At 74.0% G+C, this 18,266-nt stretch carries 12 protein-coding genes; 2 read left to right on the top strand and 10 right to left on the bottom strand.

Annotated elements, in window-relative coordinates:
- Positions 1-34 precede the first annotated feature (34 nt).
- From ACIQI7_RS37615 to ACIQI7_RS37605, 3 genes are all read right to left on the bottom strand, one after another.
- Positions 35-1,051 carry an asparaginase gene (locus ACIQI7_RS37615; protein WP_401118998.1) on the bottom strand — a complete coding sequence of 339 codons (1,017 nt, stop codon included), beginning with the start codon at positions 1,049-1,051 and terminating at the stop codon, positions 35-37.
- A 98-nt stretch (positions 1,052-1,149) separates the two neighbouring features.
- Positions 1,150-2,589, bottom strand: a complete 1,440-nt coding sequence (locus tag ACIQI7_RS37610) for an amino acid permease (RefSeq protein ID WP_401118995.1) — start codon at positions 2,587-2,589, stop codon at positions 1,150-1,152.
- Positions 2,586-3,314 carry a FadR/GntR family transcriptional regulator gene (locus ACIQI7_RS37605; RefSeq protein WP_401118992.1) on the bottom strand — a complete coding sequence of 243 codons (729 nt, stop codon included), beginning with the start codon at positions 3,312-3,314 and terminating at the stop codon, positions 2,586-2,588. Before ACIQI7_RS37605 ends, ACIQI7_RS37610 begins: the two co-directional genes overlap by 4 nt.
- 336 nt (positions 3,315-3,650) lie before the next feature.
- Between ACIQI7_RS37605 and ACIQI7_RS37600 the strand changes: the two genes are divergently transcribed.
- Complete coding sequence (locus ACIQI7_RS37600) at positions 3,651-4,985, top strand: non-reducing end alpha-L-arabinofuranosidase family hydrolase (RefSeq protein ID WP_401119070.1); 1,335 nt, start codon at positions 3,651-3,653, stop codon at positions 4,983-4,985.
- Positions 4,986-5,093: 108 nt separating this feature from the next.
- Here ACIQI7_RS37600 and ACIQI7_RS37595 read toward each other — a convergent pair whose 3' ends face one another.
- Both ACIQI7_RS37595 and xylB read right to left on the bottom strand, forming a co-directional pair.
- Positions 5,094-6,251, bottom strand: a complete 1,158-nt coding sequence (locus tag ACIQI7_RS37595; protein WP_401119068.1) for an ROK family protein — start codon at positions 6,249-6,251, stop codon at positions 5,094-5,096.
- Between the two features lie 69 nt (positions 6,252-6,320).
- Positions 6,321-7,751 carry a xylulokinase gene (gene xylB, locus ACIQI7_RS37590; protein ID WP_401118990.1) on the bottom strand — a complete coding sequence of 477 codons (1,431 nt, stop codon included), beginning with the start codon at positions 7,749-7,751 and terminating at the stop codon, positions 6,321-6,323.
- 95 nt (positions 7,752-7,846) lie between these two features.
- Between xylB and xylA the strand changes: the two genes are divergently transcribed.
- Complete coding sequence (gene xylA / locus ACIQI7_RS37585; RefSeq protein ID WP_401118988.1) at positions 7,847-9,019, top strand: xylose isomerase; 1,173 nt, start codon at positions 7,847-7,849, stop codon at positions 9,017-9,019.
- A gap of 76 nt (positions 9,020-9,095) precedes the next feature.
- Here the strand turns inward: xylA and ACIQI7_RS37580 are convergent, their stop codons facing one another.
- From ACIQI7_RS37580 to ACIQI7_RS37560, 5 genes are all read right to left on the bottom strand, one after another.
- Positions 9,096-11,237 (bottom strand): alpha-galactosidase, encoded by a 2,142-nt coding sequence (locus ACIQI7_RS37580; RefSeq protein WP_401118985.1) that lies wholly within the window; start codon positions 11,235-11,237, stop codon positions 9,096-9,098.
- 42 nt (positions 11,238-11,279) lie between these two features.
- Positions 11,280-13,265: a TIM-barrel domain-containing protein gene (locus ACIQI7_RS37575; protein WP_401118982.1), complete on the bottom strand. Its 1,986-nt coding sequence runs from the start codon at positions 13,263-13,265 to the stop codon at positions 11,280-11,282.
- Positions 13,266-13,348: 83 nt separating this feature from the next.
- Positions 13,349-15,631, bottom strand: a complete 2,283-nt coding sequence (gene yicI, locus ACIQI7_RS37570; RefSeq protein ID WP_401118979.1) for an alpha-xylosidase — start codon at positions 15,629-15,631, stop codon at positions 13,349-13,351.
- Positions 15,628-17,028 carry a GH1 family beta-glucosidase gene (locus tag ACIQI7_RS37565; RefSeq protein WP_401118977.1) on the bottom strand — a complete coding sequence of 467 codons (1,401 nt, stop codon included), beginning with the start codon at positions 17,026-17,028 and terminating at the stop codon, positions 15,628-15,630. Before ACIQI7_RS37565 ends, yicI begins: the two co-directional genes overlap by 4 nt.
- On the bottom strand, positions 17,025-18,032 hold the full coding sequence (locus tag ACIQI7_RS37560; protein ID WP_401118974.1) for an acetylxylan esterase: 1,008 nt from the start codon (positions 18,030-18,032) through the stop codon (positions 17,025-17,027). Before ACIQI7_RS37560 ends, ACIQI7_RS37565 begins: the two co-directional genes overlap by 4 nt.
- Positions 18,033-18,266 lie beyond the last annotated feature (234 nt).

Raw genomic sequence — 18,266 nt, 5'->3', positions numbered from 1 at the left:
TCTTCCTGAGGTGGGTGCGGGGGTCGTGGACCGGTCACGCCGGAGCGACGCGGGCCTGCGGCACCAGGGCCGGCACCGGGCGGACTTCGCCGACGCGGTGGCCGCCGCCGGCCGTGGCCTCGCCGGCGCAGTCCGCCAGCAGCGCGGGATCGACTCCGGCCAGCGCCAGGGCGGCGGCCGTCACCGGGACGCGGGCCCGGTTCGCCCCGTCCGCGATCTTCACGGCGACGGCGCGGCCGTCCGGCAGCGCGGCGGTCTGGACGCCCTCGAAGCCGTCCTTGGCGAGCAGTCCGGGCACCGCGCGCATCAGCACGGCCGTGTCCCGTCCGCTTCCCGAGGCCATCTCCGGGTAACCGCGCAGCGCGTCCGCGACCCGGAACTCGGCGGTCCCCGGCGCCGCGGCGGCGATGCGGGCGGCGGCGAGGGCGAGGCCGCGCAGGGAGACCGCGAACAGCGGGGTGCCGCAGCCGTCCACGCTGGTGTGCGCGGTGCGCCGGCCGGTGAGCTCCTCGACGACGGCGGCGATCTCCCGCTGGAGCGGGTGGCGGGGGTCGAGGTAGGTGGTCAGGGGCCAGCCGTTGAGCTTGCAGAGGTAGAGCATCGCGGCGTGCTTGCCCGAGCAGTTCTGGGCGAGCCGCGACGGCGGCCGGTCACCTCGCACCCAGGTGTCCCGAACGGCCGGATCGTACGGGTGGTCCGGGACGTTGCGCAGGTCGTCCTCGGTGAGGCCGGCCAGTTCGAGGATCCGCCGGGTGCCGGCGAGGTGGCGTTCCTCGCCGGAGTGGCTGCCCGTCGCGAGGGAGAGCAGTTCGCCGTCCAGCGGCAGCCCGGCCCGCACCATGGCGACGGCCTGGACCGGTTTGAGCGCCGACCGCGGATAGCAGGCCGCCTCGATGTCACCGAGTCGGAACCGGACCTCGCCGTCCGCGTCGAGGACGACGACGGAGCCGTGGTGGACCCCCTCGATCATGCCGCCGCGGGTGACGTGGGCGACGGGGACGTGGTGGGGTTCGCGGATCGCCGGAGCGTCCGCCGGGGAACTTCTGTGCATCACTGCCTCGATCGGTGGGTGGGTCGTCTCCGGTCCGTCCCGGCGGCCCTCGGCGACGGCGGGACCGGTCCGCACGTCGCCGAGGGCCGCCGCCCGGTTCAGTCGTCGGTCCCGGCGGCTGCGCGCGCGAGGCGCCCGCGGACGGCGTACCAGCCGGCGACGAGCGCGGCGGCGATCAGCGGCACGCACAGCACGGTGGTGCGTCCGGCGCCGCCGTCGGCGTACATGAGGACCAGGACGGAGGCGAGGAAGGCCAGCGTCACGGTCTCGGTCCACGGGGAGCCGGGCAGGCGGTACGCCGGGCGGGTCAGTTCGCCGGCCCGGGTCTTCCGCCAGAAGAAGAGGTGGCAGACCATGATCATGGCCCAGGTCGCGATGATGCCGATCGCCGCGAGGTTGAGCACGATCTCGAACGCCTCGGCGGGCACCACGAAGTTGAGGCCGACGCCCAGGACGCACATGCCGCTGGTGAGCAGGATGCCTCCGTACGGCACCTGGGTGCGGCTCATCCGGGCGGTGAAACGCGGGGCGGACCCGTTCACGGCCATCGAGCGCAGGATGCGGCCGGTGGAGTAGAGGCCGGAGTTGAGCGAGGACATGGCCGCGGTGAGGACGACCAGGTTCATCACGCTGCCGGCCGCCGGGACGCCGATGTGGGACAGCACGGTCACGAAGGGGCTCTGGCCGGCGGAGTACCTGTTCCAGGGCATCAGCATCGAGAGCAGGACGACCGAGCCGACGTAGAAGAGGCCCACCCGCCACATGATCGAGTTGATCGCCTTCGGCATGACCTTCTCGGGGTTCTCGGTCTCCCCGGCCGTGACGCCGACCAGTTCGACGGAGGCGTAGGCGAAGACGACGCCCTGGATGATCAGCAGCATGGGCATCAGCCCGTGGGGGAAGACGCCGCCGTTGTCGGTGATCAGCGACGGTCCCGGTACGGCGCCGTCCACCGGGTGCCGGGTGACGATCAGGAAGATCGCGATGCCCATGAAGACCACCAGCGCGCCGACCTTGACGACGGCGAACCAGAACTCCAGCTCGCCGAAGAACCGCACCGAGACCAGGTTCACGGTGAGCACCACGGCCAGGGCGATGAGCGCGATGACCCACTGCGGGATGCTGGAGAACAGGTGCCAGTAGTGGGTGTACGTCGCCACCGCGGTGATGTCGGCGATGCCGGTGGTCGCCCAGTTGAGGAAGTACATCCAGCCCGCGGTGTACGCGCCCTTCTCCCCGAGGAACTCCCGGGCGTACGAGACGAAGGCCCCGGAGGACGGGCGGTACAGGACGAGTTCGCCGAGCGCGCGCACGACGAGGAACGCGAAGAGGCCGCAGACGGCGTAGGCGACGAACAGCGAGGGGCCGGCGTCGGCGAGACGCCCGCCGGCGCCGAGGAAGAGGCCGGTGCCGATCGCGCCGCCGATGGCGATCATGTTGACGTGGCGGGGTTTCAGGGACTTGCTGTAGCCGGCGTCCCCGGCATCGACGTGACGGGTCGTGGGGCGCTTCTCGTCTTTGAGGAACTGCTCGCTCACGCCTCGGATCCGCCTTCCGTGGGGGTGTCCGCCCGCTGGGGGCGCACGATGTCGGTGAGGGTCGTCTCGACCCGGTGGAGGTGGTGGGACATCGCCTCGACGGCGTCGTGTTCGGAACCGTCCACCAGCGCCTCGACGATGGCCCGGTGCTCGCAGTTGGACTGCTCGCGCCGGCCGCCCAGCTCGTTGAGGAAGGTCGACTGACGCGCCAGTGCGTCACGGATCTCCTCGATGACCCGGCGGAACACGGGGTTCCGGGCTGCCTCCGCCACCGCCAGGTGGAAGACGGTGTCCAGCGCGACCCACGCGGTGGTGTCGGTCTCCCGCTCCATCCGGTCGAGCAGGTGGGCCAGGTGGTCCAGGTCCTCCGGGGTACGACGCAGCGCCGCGTACCCGGCGACCGGGATCTCGACGTGCCGACGCACCTCCAGCAGGTCACTCGCCGCGTAGTCGCCGAAGGTGGGGTCCTCGACCGTGTTCGCCACGACGAAGGTGCCCTTGCCGGTCCTGGAGACGGTCAGGCCCATGGCCTGCAGGGCCCGCAGCGCCTCCCGCAGCACCGGCCGGCTGACCTCCAGGGTCCGGCACAGCTCCGCTTCGGATGGGAGCTTGTCGCCCACCGCGTAGTCACCGCGTTCGATCGCACCGCGCAGGTGGCCGAACACCGCTTCCGTGGCGCTGATCCGCCGCGGGATGCCAGCTGTCTGGCTGTCTGACAGGTTCACGGGGCCGATCCTCAGGGCACCGGTGCCACGGTGTCAAGGCGCCGACACGGGCGGAACGGCTCGCCGCGCAGCTTGCGGAAGTCGGCCGAAGACGGTGCTCGCACGTCTCTGGACACGGTCGAGGCACCGGGTCTATAAACGTGGAATCCACCCCGTGCTCCCGCCGCTGACTCTGCTTCAGCGACTTGTTAGCGCTAACATTCCACGCCGCCCTCCCTGCCCCACCCGAGCCGCTCACCCAAGGATGTCGACCCCGTGTACAGATCAAGCTCCGCCCCCACACGTCCGTTCGCGGTGCTCGCCGCCGCCGTCGCGGCCCTCGCCGCCGTGGCGGCGATGCTCGTCGCCGGCCCGGCTCAGGCGGCCACCACCGGCGCCGTGCGCGGTACGGCCTCCGGCCGGTGCCTCGACGTGCCGGGCGCCGTCCGGACCGACGGCACGAACCTGCAGATCTACGACTGCTGGGGCGGGGCAAACCAGCAGTGGACGTCGACGGACAGCGGTCAGCTGACCGTGTACGGCGACAAGTGCCTGGACGTGCCGGGCCACGCCACCACGCCCGGCACCAAGGTGCAGATCCGGGGCTGTAGCGGCGGCGCGAACCAGCAGTGGCGGGTGAACTCCGACGGCACGATCGTCGGCGTCGAGTCGGGGCTGTGCCTGGACGTCTCGGGCGGCGGGACCGTCAACGGCACGCCGGTGCAGCTCTGGAACTGCACCGGCGCCGCCAACCAGCGGTGGACCGGCCTGTCCACGACGTCCTGTGCCCTTCCGTCGACGTACCGCTGGACGTCGACGGGACCGCTGGCGCAGCCGGCGAACGGGTGGGTCGCGCTGAAGGACTTCACCACCACGACGTACAACGGCAAGCACCTGGTCTACGCCACGACCTCTGACGGTTCGTCGTGGAACACGATGGGGTTCGCTCCCTTCACCAACTGGTCGGACATGGCCTCGGCCACCCAGACCGGCCTGCCCCGGTCCGCGGTCGCGCCCCAGCTGTTCTACTTCGCGCCCAAGAACGTCTGGGTGCTGGCCTCCCTGGGGTGGGGCACCTCCTGGTCCTTCACCTACCGCACGTCCAGCGACCCGACCGACCCCAACGGCTGGTCCGCGCCGCAGGAGCTGTTCACCGGCAGCCTCCCGACCGGCGGCCCGATCGACCCGACCCTGATCGCCGACGACCGGAACATGTACCTGTTCTTCGCCGGTGACAACGGCAGCATCTACCGCGCGAGCATGCCGATCGGGAACTTCCCGGGCAGCTTCGGCTCCTCCTACAGCACCGTCATGACCGACACCGTGAAGAACCTCTTCGAGGCCCCGCAGGTCTACAAGGTCCAGGGCCAGAACCAGTACCTGATGATCGTCGAGGCCCGGGGCACCGACGAGCAGCGCTACTTCCGCTCCTTCACCGCCACCAGCCTGAACGGCACCTGGACCCCGCAGGCCGCCACCGAGAGCAACCCGTTCGCGGGCAAGGCCAACAGCGGCGCCACCTGGACCGACGACATCAGCCACGGCGACCTGGTCCGCGACAACCCCGACCAGACCATGACCGTCGACGCCTGCCGCCTGCAGTTCCTCTACCAGGGCAGGGACCCCAGGAGCGACGGCACTCCCTACCTGAAGCTGCCGTACCGGCCGGGCGTCCTCACCCTGCAGCGCTGACCCTCCCGACGCACCACGACCGCGAGCGCGGGTGGCCGACACCCCGGCCACCCGCGCATCGTGGCCCGGCGGGGCCCGGCGGAGCCGGCGTTCGCCCCCGGCCTCCGGTCACCCGGCGGACAGCAGCAGGGGGTCGGCCATGATCCGGCGCACCGTCGTCAGCGCCGCGCCCAGCAGCGGGCCGCGCCGCCCCAGCGCCGAGGGGCGCAGCGCCTCCGGGGCCCAGGGCCGCACGGTGACCCGGGCGGCCAACTCGGCGCGTACGGCGGGCAGCAGCCAGTCGGCGAGCTCGGCGTAGGCGCCGCCGAGGACGAGCCCGTCCGGGTCGACGAGTTCCACCGCGGCGGCGAGGGCGAGGCCCAGGGCCCGCCCCGCACCGTCCAGCGCCCGCAGGGTGGGCTCGTGTCCGGCGGCGGCCCGCTCGGCGAGCGCGGCGACCGGGTCGCCCGGGCGGTGCCGCCCGAGGCCCGCCTCGCGCAGCACCGCCGACTCGCCCGCGTACTGTTCCAGGCAGCCGCGGGCACCGCAGGCGCACCGGACGCCGTCCGGCCGGACGGGGAGGTGGCCGAGTTCGCCGGCGAAGCCGCGGGCGCCCCGGAACAGCCGTCCGTCGATGACCAGGGCCGCGCCGATCCCGGCCCCGGCGGAGACGTGGACGAAGGTCTCCGCGGCCTGTCCGGCGCTCCAGTACTCGGCCAGCGCCCCGAGGTTGGCCTCGTTCTCCGGCTCGGGCACGGTGTCCGGGTCGGGCCAGTGGTCGGCGAGCCGGACGCCTCGCCAGCCGAGGTTGGGTGCGCGCTCGACAAGCCCGGCCGGTTCGTTCGGCACCACCCCCGGGACGGCCAGGACGCGGCCCTCGACGCGCAGTCCGAGGGCCGTGGCCTCGGCCTGCGCCTCGGCCGCCAGCGCGGCGGTCTCCGTCAGGACCTCCCCGGCCGGCCGGCCCGCGTTCTGCCGTTCGATCCGGCGCCACACCCGGGGCTCGCCCCGCAGGTCCACCACGCACGCGCCGAGGTGGCTGACGCCGATCTCCAGGCCCAGCCCGGCCGGGCCCCGGTCGTTCACGGCCAGCGCCCGTCCGGGGCGGCCGACCCGTCCGCTGGCCGTGGCCGCCGCCTCGGTCAGCGCTCCGCGGCCGATCAGCTCATCCACCAGGGAGGAGACGGCCGCCCTGGTCAGACCGACGCGCCCGGCGACGTCGGCGCGGGAGAGCGGGCTGTGCCCGGCGACCGCACCGAGCACCAGTGAGAGGTTCCGCCGTCGCATGTCCTGCTGCGACGCCGGTCCGCCGTCCGACCCCTTGCCCGCCCTGATCGCCACCGTCACGCGCCCCTCCTACCGGTCCTCGGCCGGCGCGCCCTGCAGGGCCCCGGCCCGACGCAGGGTATCCCCGATCCGTTCGAGCGCGTCGTCGTCCCTCTCGACGGCTTCCAGCACCGGGCCGTCGGCCGTGCGCCAGCGGCGCGCCACCGCGTCGGCGGGCTCTCCGGTGAGCAGCGCGGCGGCCTGGGCGGCGGCGCCGAGCGCGACCAGTTCCCGCGCGACGGGCACCTGGACCGGCCGGCCCGACAGCCGCAGGACGGTCCGCTGCCAGGCCCGGCCGCGGGCGCCGCCGCCGATCAGCAGCAGCGGTTCGTCGCCCCGGGGGTCCTCGCCTCCCGCGAGCAGGACGCCGTCCAGCGCCGTGAGCAGGGCGTGGGCGGCGCCGTCGTAGGCGGCCTGGAGCAGCTGGCCCCGGGTGGTGTCGTGGCGCAGGCCGTGGACCAGGCCGGACGCGCCGGGGAGGTCCGGTGTGCGTTCGCCGTCCAGGTAGGGCAGGACGACCGCGGTGCCGCCGTCCTCGACCTCCTCGCGGCCGCGTCCGAGCAGGGCGGCGAACCGGTCGACTGCCAGGGTGCAGTTGAGCGTGCAGGCCAGCGGCAGCCAGCCCCCGAGGGCGTCGGCGAAGCCGGCGACGGTGCCGCTCGGATCGGCGGGCCGCGTCCGGCCGACGGCGTAGACGGTACCGGAGGTGCCGAGGCTGAGCACCGGCTGCCCGGGCAGGAGGCCGAGCCCGAGGGCCGCCGCCATGTTGTCGCCCGTGCCGGTGGCCACCGGCGCCCCCTCGCGCAGCGGCAGTCCGGGACGGACGGTGCCGGCCCGCGCACCGGGCGCGAGGACCCGGGGCAGCAGCCCGGGATCGAGGCCGATCCGGGCGAGGACGTCCGGGTCGTACCCGTCCGGGCCCCACCAGCCGGTGCCCGAGGCGTCGCCCCGGTCGGTGACGGCTTCGCCGGTCAGCCGTTCGGTCAGGAAGTCATGGGGAAGGCGGACGGCCGCGACGCGGTCGGCCGCGGCGGGCTCGTCGGTGCGCAGCCAGGCCCACTTGGCGGCGGTGAAGGCGGCGGTCGGGACGCTGCCGGTGCGGCGGGCGGTCTCCGCCGCGCCGAACGCGTCGCGCAGTCGCGCGGCCTGCGGCGCGGACCGGACGTCGTTCCAGAGCAGCGCCGGGCGCACCGGGCGCCCGGCCCGGTCGAGGGTGACGAGGCCGTGCTGCTGGCCGGCGACGGAGAGGGCGGCCGCGCGGTCCGCCCAGCCGGTGAGTGCCGCGGCCTCGACGAGCGCCTCCCACCACTGCTCGGGGTCGCTCTCCCGGCCGGCGCCCGTGCTGACGGTGTGCCGGGCGCGGCCCTCCCCCACCACCTCGCCGGTGTCGATGTCGACGGCCAGGGCCTTGGTGGCCTGGGTCGAGCTGTCGACGCCGATGACGACACGCTGCTCAGCCATGTGTTCCTCCGGTGCGGGTTCCTTTTGACGTCCCGGCATACTAATTTGTTGAGAGCCCTGACAAACACCCTCCGCACCCGATTCGGAGCCGCTCCATGTCCAGCGACCCGCTCGTCCCCACCCCCGCGCACAAGTTCACCTTCGGCCTGTGGACCGTCGGCTGGCAGGGGCGCGACCCGTTCGGCGACGCCACCCGGCCCGCCCTCGACCCGGTCGAGACCGTCCGGCGGCTGGCCGCCCTCGGCGCCCACGGCGTCACCTTCCACGACGACGACCTGATCCCGTTCGGCGCGGGCGAGGCCGAGCGCGAGCAGGCGGTCAAGCGCTTCCGCGCCGCCCTGGACGCGTCCGGGCTGAAGGTGCCGATGGCCACCACCAACCTGTTCACCCACCCCGTCTTCAAGGACGGCGCGTTCACCGCCAACGACCGCGACGTGCGGCGCTACGCGCTGCGCAAGACCATCCGCAACATCGACCTGGCCGCCGAGCTCGGCGCCTCGGTCTACGTCGCCTGGGGCGGGCGCGAGGGCGCCGAGTCCGGCGCGGCCAAGGACGTGCGCACCGCCCTCGACCGGCTGAAGGAGGCCTTCGACCTGCTCGGCGAGTACGTCGAACGGCAGGGCTACGACCTGCGCTTCGCGATCGAGCCCAAGCCCAACGAGCCGCGCGGCGACATCCTGCTGCCCACCGTCGGCCACGCCCTGGCGTTCATCAACGAGTTGGAGCGCCCCGACCGGGTCGGCCTCAACCCGGAGGTCGGCCACGAGCAGATGGCGGGCCTCAACTTCCCGCACGGCATCGCCCAGGCCCTGTGGCACGGCAAGCTGTTCCACATCGACCTCAACGGCCAGTCCGGCATCAAGTACGACCAGGACCTGCGGTTCGGCGCGGGGGACCTGCGGCAGGCCTTCTGGCTGGTCGACCTGCTGGAGTCGGCCGGCTACGACGGCCCCCGGCACTTCGACTTCAAGCCGCCCCGCACCGAGGACTTCGACGGCGTCTGGGCCTCGGCGGCCGCCTGCATGCGCAACTACCTGCTGCTGGCCGAGCGCTCCCGCGCCTTCCGGGCCGACCCGGAGGTCCGGGCCGCGCTCACCGCCTCCCGACTGCCCGAACTCGCCCTCCCCACGGCCGAGGACGGCCTGACCGGGCTGCTCGCGGACACGTCCGCCTTCGAGGAGTTCGACGTCGACGCCGCCGCCCGCCGCGGCATGGCCTTCGAGCAGCTGGACCAGCTGGCCTACGAACACCTCCTCGGCGCCCGCTGACCGGGACCGCCGTGGCCGGCGGCGAGCCGCCGGGCTCGCCGCTGGCCGGGGGCGGTCGTCAACGTGAAGGTCGACTTCACTCCTGCGGGGCGGGTGGCTGTGCCTGTGCCTCGACGACCAGTGCGTGGCCGGGGTGGTTGGTCAGGCCCGGGGCGGCGAGGCCGACTTCGGCGAGGTACCGGCCGGTCAGGGTGAGCGCGGCCGTCCGCCGGGCCCAGGCGGGCCAGGAGTGCTCGGGGCAGGAGAGCTCGGGGCGCACCCGTAGCGCGTAGCGGGTCGTGGGCTCCAGGCCCGGCAGGCGTACGGGCGCCCCGTTCTCGGCGACGGAGGTGTCCAGCTGGACGTAGGCGAAGACGGCGTGGGACTGGTCCCGGGAGACGACCCCGTGGACCCAGGCGGCCGGGTCGGGGTGGTCGGCGCGGACGACGTCACCGCCGTGGAGCAGCGGCCGCAGTTCCTTGTAGGCGCCGACCCAGGAGGTGAGCGCGGTCAGGTCGCTCTCCGGCCAGGCCGTGATGTCGGCCTCGATGCCGGCGTGTCCGAACAGGGCGGTGGCGCAGCGGAAGGCGAGCGTGGTGTCCCGGTGGCTGATGTGGGCGGGGGCGGAGCCGACGTGGGAGCCGATCAGCTCGTAGGGCAGGAGGAGACCGGTCCAGCGCTGGATCGCCTGGCGTTCGACCGGGTCGATGTTGTCCGATCCCCAGATCCGGTCCGTGTGCTCCAGGACGCCGAGGTCCGCGCGGGCCCCGCCGGACGAGCAGGACTCGATCTCCAATCCGGGGTGACGGCCCCGCAGTTCGTCCAGGAGCCGGTAGACCGCCGTGGTCTGCGCGTGTACGCCGGGCCGGCCGTCGTGGACGGCGTCGGCCAGGTCGCGGTTGTGGTCCCACTTGAGGTAGTCGATGCCCGCTTCCCCGACCAGGGTGCTGATCCGCTCCAGCAGGTGGGCGTAGGCGTCGGGGTTCGCGACGTCCAGGACGTGCTGGTGGCGCTGCTCGAACGGGAGGCGTTCGGCATCGGCGAGGAACCAGTCGGGGTGGGCGCGGGCCAGGTCGGAGTCGGGGTTGACCATCTCGGGCTCGACCCAGAGGCCGAACTGCATGCCGAGCCCGTGGACGTGGTCGGCGATCGGGCGGAGCCCGTCGGGCCACACCTTCTCGTCGACGTACCAGTCACCGAGGCCGGCCCGGTCGTGGCGGCGGTGCCGGAACCAGCCGTCGTCCACGACGAACCGCTCCACGCCGACCTTCGCCGCGGTGTGCGCGAGGGCGCGCACCCGTTCGGGGTCGTGGTCGAAGTAGACCGCCTCCCAGATGTTCGCGGTGACCGGCCGGGCGGTGTTCGGGTGCCGGGGCCGGTCCCGGAGCATGTCGTGGAATCCGCGGCTGATCCCGTCCAGGCCCGAACCGGAGGTCGCGAAGTACACCCACGGGGTCCGGTAGCACTCGCCCTCCGCCAGCCGGATCTCACCCGCGTCCAGCAGTTCGCCGCCGCCGAGGACCGTCGTCCCGTCCGCCAGCCGCTCCGCGTACTGGACGTGGTTGCCGCTCCAGGCGGGGTGCACGCCCCAGACCTGGCCCTGCCGGAAGCCGAAGCCCGCGGTGCCGGCGAGCAGCAGTCCGGCGTCGAAGCCGGTACGGCCGCGCCGGCTCTCCCTCGACCACACGCCCTGCCGCAGCGGAGCGCGCTGCGGGGAGCGCTCACGGGCCCAGCGGCCCGCGAAGTCCAGCAGTTCCGCGGCGTGGGCGGGCACCGGGAGGACGCACGCCAGGGTGTCCAGGGTGTAGGCGTCGGTCGCCGTGTTGGTCAGGGCGTGGCGCAGCCGCACCACGCCGTGCTCCGTCATCTGCAGCTCGGTGTCCAGCGCGAGCCCCGCGCCCCGGTCCAGGGCCCGCACGTGGACGGCGCCGCCCCGGCCGTCCCGGGCGGCGCGCAGGCCGACCGGTTCGGCGAGTTCGAAACGCGGGGGGCGGACCCGGCCCTCGCGGTGCCCTGCCAGGGCCGGCCGTCCGAACCAGCCCTGTCCCTGGGACGGCATCAGGCTGCCGGCCCGGTGGTCCGGGGCCCGGCCCATGGCGTCGAGCACCTGCGCGGCGTCGCCGGCCCGGAAGCCGGGATCGACGCCCCAGTGCAGCACCCGGGGCATCCCGGGGCCGGCGGTGTCCAGCGCGAGGGCCGCGTCACCGGCCGTCAGTACGACGACGTTCGAATCGGTCATCTCATCCTCGTTCGGGAGTGGTCCAGTACCGGCCGGCGCGGCCTACGGGGTCAGCCGGTCCGCGACGTCGGCCCCGTCCCGAACGAAGACCGGGACGCGTTCCAGCGGGGCCGGCGCGTCCAGCGTCCTGCCGCCCTCCAGCACCCGGCCGGTGACGGGGTCGAGCCAGCGGGCACCCGGGGGCAGGTACACCCGGCGGGCCCGGACGCCCGCCTCGTACACGGGTGCCACCAGCACGTCGGGGCCGAGCAGGAACTGGTCGTCCACCTCCCAGGCGCGCGCGTCCTCGGGGAAGTCGAAGAACAGCGGACGCATCGGCGGGGCGCCGGTGCGGTGGGCCTCCTCGGACAGGCTCCTCAGGTACGGGCGCAGGCGCTCGCGCAGCACCAGGTGGTCGCGGAGGATGCCGTACGCCTCCTCCCCGTACGACCAGATCTCGTTCGGCCCACCGGTCATGTCGGTGGCGAAGGCGGGGAAGTTGGGCTCGCGGTCCCCGTGCAGCCGCATGACCGGGCTGAACGTGCCGTACTGGAACCACCGGATCAGCAGCTCACGGTACGCCGGGTCGTCCGGATCGCCGCCGAAGAAGCCGCCGATGTCGGTGGTCCACCAGGGGATGCCGCTCATCGCGACGTTCAGCCCCGCCCTGATCTGGCGTCCGAGGGAGTCGAAGGTCGTGGGGATGTCGCCGGACCACAGCAGGGCCCCGTGGGCCTGGCTGCCCGCCCAGGCCGAACGGATCAGCGACAGCGGCCGGTCCTCGCCCTCCGCGCGCAGGCCGTCGGCGACCCCCCGGACGTGCTCCAGCGGGTAGAGGTTCGCCGCCTCGGCGGCCGGCCCGGCCGCGTAGACCGCGCGGTCGGCGCGGTCCGGGGGGAGGTCGGGTTCGCAGGCGTCCAGCCAGAAGCACGCCACCCCCAGCGAACGGTAGTTGTCCTTCAGCCGCCGCCACAGCGCGGCGCGTGCGCCGGGGTGGGTGGCGTCGTAGTACGCCATGGGGCGGGTCAGCGCGTCCCCGCCGTACCGGGACGGCCACGGGAAGGTGAGCAGGCCGCCGTCCGCCTCCCTCACCAGGTGCCCGGCCGACCGCAGTTCGTCGTGGGTGTCACTGCCGGGCTCGACGGTGGGCCACACCGACACGGCGAGCTTCACCCCGAGCTCCGACAGCTCCTCGACCATGGCGGCGGGGTCGGGCCACTCGCTCTCCTCGAAGCGCCAGTCGCCCATCCGCGGCCAGTGGAAGAAGTCGCAGACGATGACGGACAGCGGCAGGCCGCGCTCCCGGTACTCCCGTGCCACCGCCAGGAGTTCGTCCTGGGTGCGGTAGCGCAGCCTCGACTGCCAGAAGCCGGAGCCCCACTCGGGGAGCAGCGGCGGGCGGCCGGTGGCCCGGGTGTAGGAGTCCAGGATCCGGGCCGGGGTGTCGCCGGCGGTGATCCAGTAGTCGATACGCCCGCCGGCGTCCGCGGTCCAGCGGGTGGCGTCGGCGCCCAGTTCGACGCGGCCGGTGGCGGGGTTGTTCCACAGCAGTCCGTAGCCGCGCGAGGAGTGCAGGAAGGGGACGGCGGCCACGGTGTTGGACTGGACGAGGTCGATCACGCAGCCCTTCTGGTCCAGGCGCCCGTGCAGGTGCTGCCCCAGGCCGTGCAGGCGTTCGCCGTCGTAGGCCTGGAAGGACTGTTCCGTCCGGCCGCCCGCCGCGTGGACGCGGCCGCCGGCGTGGTGCGCGTGCGGGCTGCGCTCGGCGAGGAGTTCGCGGCCCGAGGCGGTGTCGAGGAACCTCAGCCGGCCGTGCGCCGTGGCCTCGACGGCGATGCGGCCGTTGACCAGGCGGGCGCCGCCGTCCTCCGAGACGGACGCTCCGCCCTGCGGGCAGGGCCCGGGGCCCTCCAGGGCGCCTGGGGCGGCGGGGTCGATCGTCCCGGACGCGGCGCGCACCCGCAGGGCGTCCGGTCCCCAGGGTTCGATCCGCAGGACTTCTGCGGGGGTGTGCCGTTCCAGGCCGCCCGCGCGGATGGTGTAGGTCAAGGGTGGTTCCTCTGTTCGGGTGGCGGGCGGGGGCGGGGATCTCCGAGGGCCGTACGCCCGGGGGTGAGTGCCGGCGGCCGGCCTCAGGCCGGATAGGGCAGTTCGGCCTCGTACGTGCCGGCCGGGCTGATGTGCACGGCCCCGTCCGGGCCGCCGGTCCGGAGCTGCCAGGGGTGCGGGCTGTCGGTGGTCACCGTCAGCCGGTCGCCGGTGCGGCGCAGGTGGAAGCGGGCGGCCTGGCCGACGCCTTCGGACCGGGGGATGACGACGGTGCGCTCGGCGCCGTCGGCGAAGGCGTGCACCCGGAGTTCGACGCCCTCCGCCCAGGCGGAGACCGGGCGCCGGTCGTCCGCGCCGAAGGGGATGACGGAGTCGGGGCGGGCGAGCAGCGGGAGGGTGTGGAAGCCGTGCTGTTCGCGCACCCAGCGCGGGCCGGTCACCTGGTCGCCGGTGAGGACGTTGGTCCAGGTGCCCTCGGGCACGTAGTACTCGACCATGCCGTCCTCGGTGAAGACCGGGGCGACGAGCAGGTCGTCGCCGAGCAGGTACTGCCGGTCGAGGGTGGCGGCGGCCGGGTCGTCCGGGAACTCCAGCACCATCGCGCGCATCACCGGGACGCCGGTCGCGTGGGCCTGCTGCGCCGCGCGCTGGAGGTAGGGCGCGAGCCGGTGCTTGAGCAGGGTGAACTCGCGGGTGACCTCGACGGCCTCGTCGCCGAAGTCCCACGGCACCCGGTAGGACTTGCTGCCGTGCAGCCGGCTGTGCGAGGAGAGCAGGCCGAACTGGGCCCAGCGCTTGAAGACGGCGGGGGTCGGGGTGCCCTCGAAGCCGCCGATGTCGTGGCTCCAGAAGCCGAAGCCGGACAGGCCGAGGGACAGGCCCCCGCGCAGCGACTCCGCCATCGCGTTGAAGTGCGATTCGCAGTCGCCTCCCCAGTGCACCGGGTACTGCTGGCCGCCCGCGGTGGCGGAGCGGGCGAACAGCAGCGCCTCGCCCTCCCCGCGCTCCTCGCGGAGCAGCTCGAACACGGCCTCGTTGTAGAGCTGGGTGTAGTAGTTGTGCATCCGCTCCGGGTCGGAGCCGTCGTGCCAGCGGACGTCGGTGGGGATGCGCTCGCCGAAGTCGGTCTTGAAGCAGTCGACGCCGACGTCCAGCAGCGTGCGCAGCTTCCCGGTGTACCAGTCGCGGGCGGCCGGGTTGGTGAAGTCGACCAGGGCCATGCCGGGCTGCCAGAGGTCCCACTGCCAGACGGTGCCGTCCGCGCGGCGCACCAGGTAGCCCTCGCGCATGCCCTCGGCGAACAGCTCCGACTTCTGCGCGATGTACGGGTTGATCCACAGGCTGACGCGCAGCCCCTGTGCCTTGAGCCGGGCGAGCATGCCCGCCGGGTCCGGGAAGGTGTCCTCGTCCCAGCGGAAGTCGCTCCACTGGTACCCGCGCATCCAGAAGCAGTCGAAGTGGAACACGCTCAGCGGGATGCCGTGTTCGGCCATGCCGCCGACGAAGCGGTTGACGGTGGCCTCGTCGTAGTCGGTGGTGAAGGAGGTGGTCAGCCACAGGCCCAGCGCCCAGGCCGGGGGCAGCGCGGGGCGCCCGGTCAGGGCCGTGTAGCGCTCCAGGACCTGCTTGGGGGTCGGGCCGTGGACGACGAAGTACTCCAGCGACTGGTCCTCGACGCTGAACTGCACCTGGCCGACGGACTCGGAGCCGATCTCGTAGCTGACCTTGCCGGGGTGGTTGACGAACACCCCGTAGCCCCGGTTGGTCAGGTGGAACGGGACGTTCTTGTACGCCTGCTCGCTGCTGGTGCCGCCGTCCGCCTGCCAGACGTCCACGACCTGGCCGTTGCGGACGAACGGGGTGAACCTCTCCCCCAGCCCGTAGACCAGCTCGCCGACGCCCAGGGAGAGCTGCCCGAACATGTGGTGGCGGCCGTCCGCGTCGGTGACGAAGCCGGTGCCGCGCTCGCCGGCCGTGGTGAGCACCCGGCCGCCGGCGGTGAACTCCAGCTGCCAGGGCTTCGAGGTGTCCACCCGCAGGGACAGTTCCCCGGCGCAGAGTTCCACCACGTCGCCGTCCCGGCGCACCTTGCCGCCGCCCTGCTCGGCACCGGGCAGCGCGAACTCCGGCCCGCCCCGCGCCGAGCCGGCGTGGTGGGTGGCGCGCACCCCGATCACGCCTTCGGCCGGGGACCAGCACTCGACGGTCAGCAGCGGGCTGTTGAGCGTGTCGCCGCGGCCGCGCACGTGCTTGACGGGCGCGTAGAGGGTCAGCCGGTGCTCGTCGGCGCGGACGTCGGCGACCTCGGTGGCGTAGCGCGCGGTGACGCCCGGGCGCATCAGCCAGTAGCCGTCGGTGAACTTCATCGGGCTGGTTCCTCCGTCCGCGCTCGGTGCGCGGTGATCAGGCCCCGGTACCAGTGGTAGCTGTCCTTGGGGGTTCGGGTCAGGGTGTCGTAGTCGACGCGGACGAGGCCGAAGCGCTGGTCGTAGCCGCGGGCCCACTCGAAGTTGTCCAGCAGGGACCAGACGTAGTAGCCGCGCACGTCGACCCCGGCGGTGACGGCGTCGGCGACGGCGGCGAGGTGGCCGGCCAGGTAGTCGATCCGCTCGGCGTCGTGGATCCGGCCGTCGGGGGTGACGCTGTCGGCCTCGGCGGAGCCGTTCTCGGTGATCCAGAGCGGCGGGAGCCGCGGGTAGCGGCCGGCGATGTCGCGGAGCAGCTCGGTGAACGCGGACGGGACGACGGGCCAGCCCATGGTGGTCAGCCGGGTGCCGTACGGGTTCGTTTCGGTGACGCCGATGTCCGTGGCGGTGCGCTTCTCGGGGTCGGGCTCGCCGTGCGGGGCGGCTTCGACGGTGACCGGCCGGTAGAAGTTGATACCGACGAAGTCCAGGGGGGCGCCGATGAGTCGGAGGTCGCCCGGGCACCGCCAGTCGCCGTCCGCCAGGCCCGCCCAGGTCTCCTCCTCGTGCTCGGGGTAGCGCCCGGCGAACAGCGGTTCCGTCCAGACCTCGTTGTGCAGGACCTCGGCCCGGCGCACGGCGGCGAGGTCCTCGGGGCGGCCGGAGGCGGGGTGCAGGCGGTCGAGGTTGAGCGTGATGCCGACCTCGCGGGCGCCGGCGGTGCGCAGCTCCCGTACGGCCAGGCCGTGGCCGACGAGCAGGTGGTGGGCGGCCGCGAGCGCCCCGCGGCCCTCCCGGGCGCCGGGTGCGTGCCGGCCCTCGGCGTAGCCGACGAAGGCGGAGCAGAAGGGCTCGTTGAGGGTGATCCACCGCTCGACCCGGTCCCCGTAGCGGTCGGCGGCGACGGCGGTGTACGCGGCGAACGCCTCCGCCGTCTCCCGTACCCGCCAGCCGCCGCGGTCCTCGAGGGCCTGGGGCAGGTCCCAGTGGTAGAGGGTGGCGGCGGGGGCGATGCCGGCGGCCAGCAGTTCGTCGATCAGCCGGTCGTAGAAGTCCAGGCCCTTGGCGTTGACCGGGCCGGTGCCCTGCGGCAGCAGGCGCGACCAGGCGATCGAGAAGCGGTAGCCGTCGACGCCGAGCTCGCGGAGCAGGGCGACGTCCTCGGGGTAGCGGTGGTAGTGGTCGCAGGCGGTGTCCCCGGTGGCGCCGCCGAGGGTACGGCCCGGGGTGTGGCTGAAGGTGTCCCAGATGGACGGGCCGCGCCCGTCCTCCTCGTGGGCGCCCTCGATCTGGTAGGCGGCGGTGGCGGCGCCGAAGCGGAAGCCCGGCGGCAGCGGGGGGAAGGCCGGGGCGCTCATGCGCCCGCCCCGCTCGGCACCGGCCCCAGCCCGCGCTCGCGCAGCCAGTCGAGCTGGGCGGGCGGGTTGGAGGCGTAGCCGCCGCCGTGGTCGGCGAACGGCCAGACGGTCATGGTGCGGTCCTCGCCCGCGTAGCGGTTGAAGGCGGCGTAGACCGTACGGGGCGGGCAGACCTGGTCCATCAGGCCGACGCTGAACAGCGCCGGTGCGGTGGCCCGCCGGGCGAAGTGGATGCCGTCGAAGTAGTCGAGGGTGTCGAAGGCCGGCTGCACGCGGTGCCGGCTGTGCCAGCGCAGGTAGCTGACGAGTTCCTGGTACGGGCCGTCCAGGGCGATCTGCGCGGCCTCGCGGTAGTGGCACAGGAACGGGACGTCGGGCATCACCGCGGCCACCCGGTCCCCGGCGAGCCCGGCGAGCCCGGCGACGGCGAGGGCCAGGCCGCCGCCCTGGCTGCCGCCGGCCAGGACGATCCGGTCGGTGTCGAGGCCGGACAGCTCCGCGACGGCGTCCACGGCGCGCACGCAGTCGGTCATCAGCCGCCGGTAGTAGTGGTTCTCCGGGGAGTCGATGCCGCGGGTCATGAAGCCGCCGACCCACTGGGTGCCGTCGCCCGCGCCGGTGTCCGGGGTGTCGTGGCCCTGCCCCCGGCTGTCCACGACGAGCTGGGCGTAGCCGGCGGCGGACCAGAACAGGTGCTCGGTGGGCAGCCCACGGCCGCCGGAGTAGCCGATGTAGCTGACGACGACCGGCAGCGGATCCACCGCGCCGCGCGGGCGCAGCAGCCAGGCGGCCACCGGCTCGCCGTTCCAGCCGGGGAACCGGACGTCGTCGACCTCGACGGTGCGCAGCCCGTACCGCGCGGTGACGCGATCGGCCTTGACCACTCCGCCGTGCGAGCGGGCCTCGGCGAGGGTGCGCCGCCAGAACGCGTCGAAGTCCTCCGGGGCGGGCAGGTCCGGCCGGTAGCCGACGAGCTCGTCGAGGCCGAAATCGGTGTGCGGCATGGCGGGTTCCTCCGGATGGGGCGATGAGGGGGTGCGGTGGTGGGGGGCGGCACCGGGGCCGGGGCTGCCGCCGGGCGGCGGGGTGCGGGATCGCACGGGGGTGGGGGGCCCCCCGGGGGGGGGCGCCCCCCCGGGGGGCGGGGCCCCCCCCCGCCCCCCCCGCCCGGGCGGCCCCGCAGGCGGCCACCCCGGAATGGCCCGGGACCCCCCCGCGAAGGTAGGTGACGCCCCCCC

Origin of the sequence: Kitasatospora sp. NPDC092039, from assembly GCF_044756065.1 — a bacterium.
In the GTDB taxonomy this organism is placed as follows: domain Bacteria; phylum Actinomycetota; class Actinomycetes; order Streptomycetales; family Streptomycetaceae; genus Kitasatospora.
This window is presented reverse-complemented; position numbering and strand designations above follow the sequence as displayed.

Excerpts from the sequence above, each read along its gene's own strand:
- xylA (WP_401118988.1), top strand. The coding sequence starts at position 7,847 with ATGTCCAGCGACCCGCTCGTCCCCACCCCCGCGCACAAGTTCACCTTC.
- ACIQI7_RS37595 (WP_401119068.1), bottom strand. The coding sequence starts at position 6,251 with ATGCGACGGCGGAACCTCTCACTGGTGCTCGGTGCGGTCGCCGGGCAC.
- yicI (WP_401118979.1), bottom strand. The coding sequence starts at position 15,631 with ATGAAGTTCACCGACGGCTACTGGCTGATGCGCCCGGGCGTCACCGCG.
- ACIQI7_RS37560 (WP_401118974.1), bottom strand. The coding sequence starts at position 18,032 with ATGCCGCACACCGATTTCGGCCTCGACGAGCTCGTCGGCTACCGGCCG.
- ACIQI7_RS37615 (WP_401118998.1), bottom strand. The coding sequence starts at position 1,051 with ATGCACAGAAGTTCCCCGGCGGACGCTCCGGCGATCCGCGAACCCCAC.
- ACIQI7_RS37565 (WP_401118977.1), bottom strand. The coding sequence starts at position 17,028 with ATGAGCGCCCCGGCCTTCCCCCCGCTGCCGCCGGGCTTCCGCTTCGGC.
- xylB (WP_401118990.1), bottom strand. The coding sequence starts at position 7,751 with ATGGCTGAGCAGCGTGTCGTCATCGGCGTCGACAGCTCGACCCAGGCC.
- ACIQI7_RS37580 (WP_401118985.1), bottom strand. The coding sequence starts at position 11,237 with ATGACCGATTCGAACGTCGTCGTACTGACGGCCGGTGACGCGGCCCTC.
- ACIQI7_RS37600 (WP_401119070.1), top strand. The coding sequence starts at position 3,651 with ATGCTCGTCGCCGGCCCGGCTCAGGCGGCCACCACCGGCGCCGTGCGC.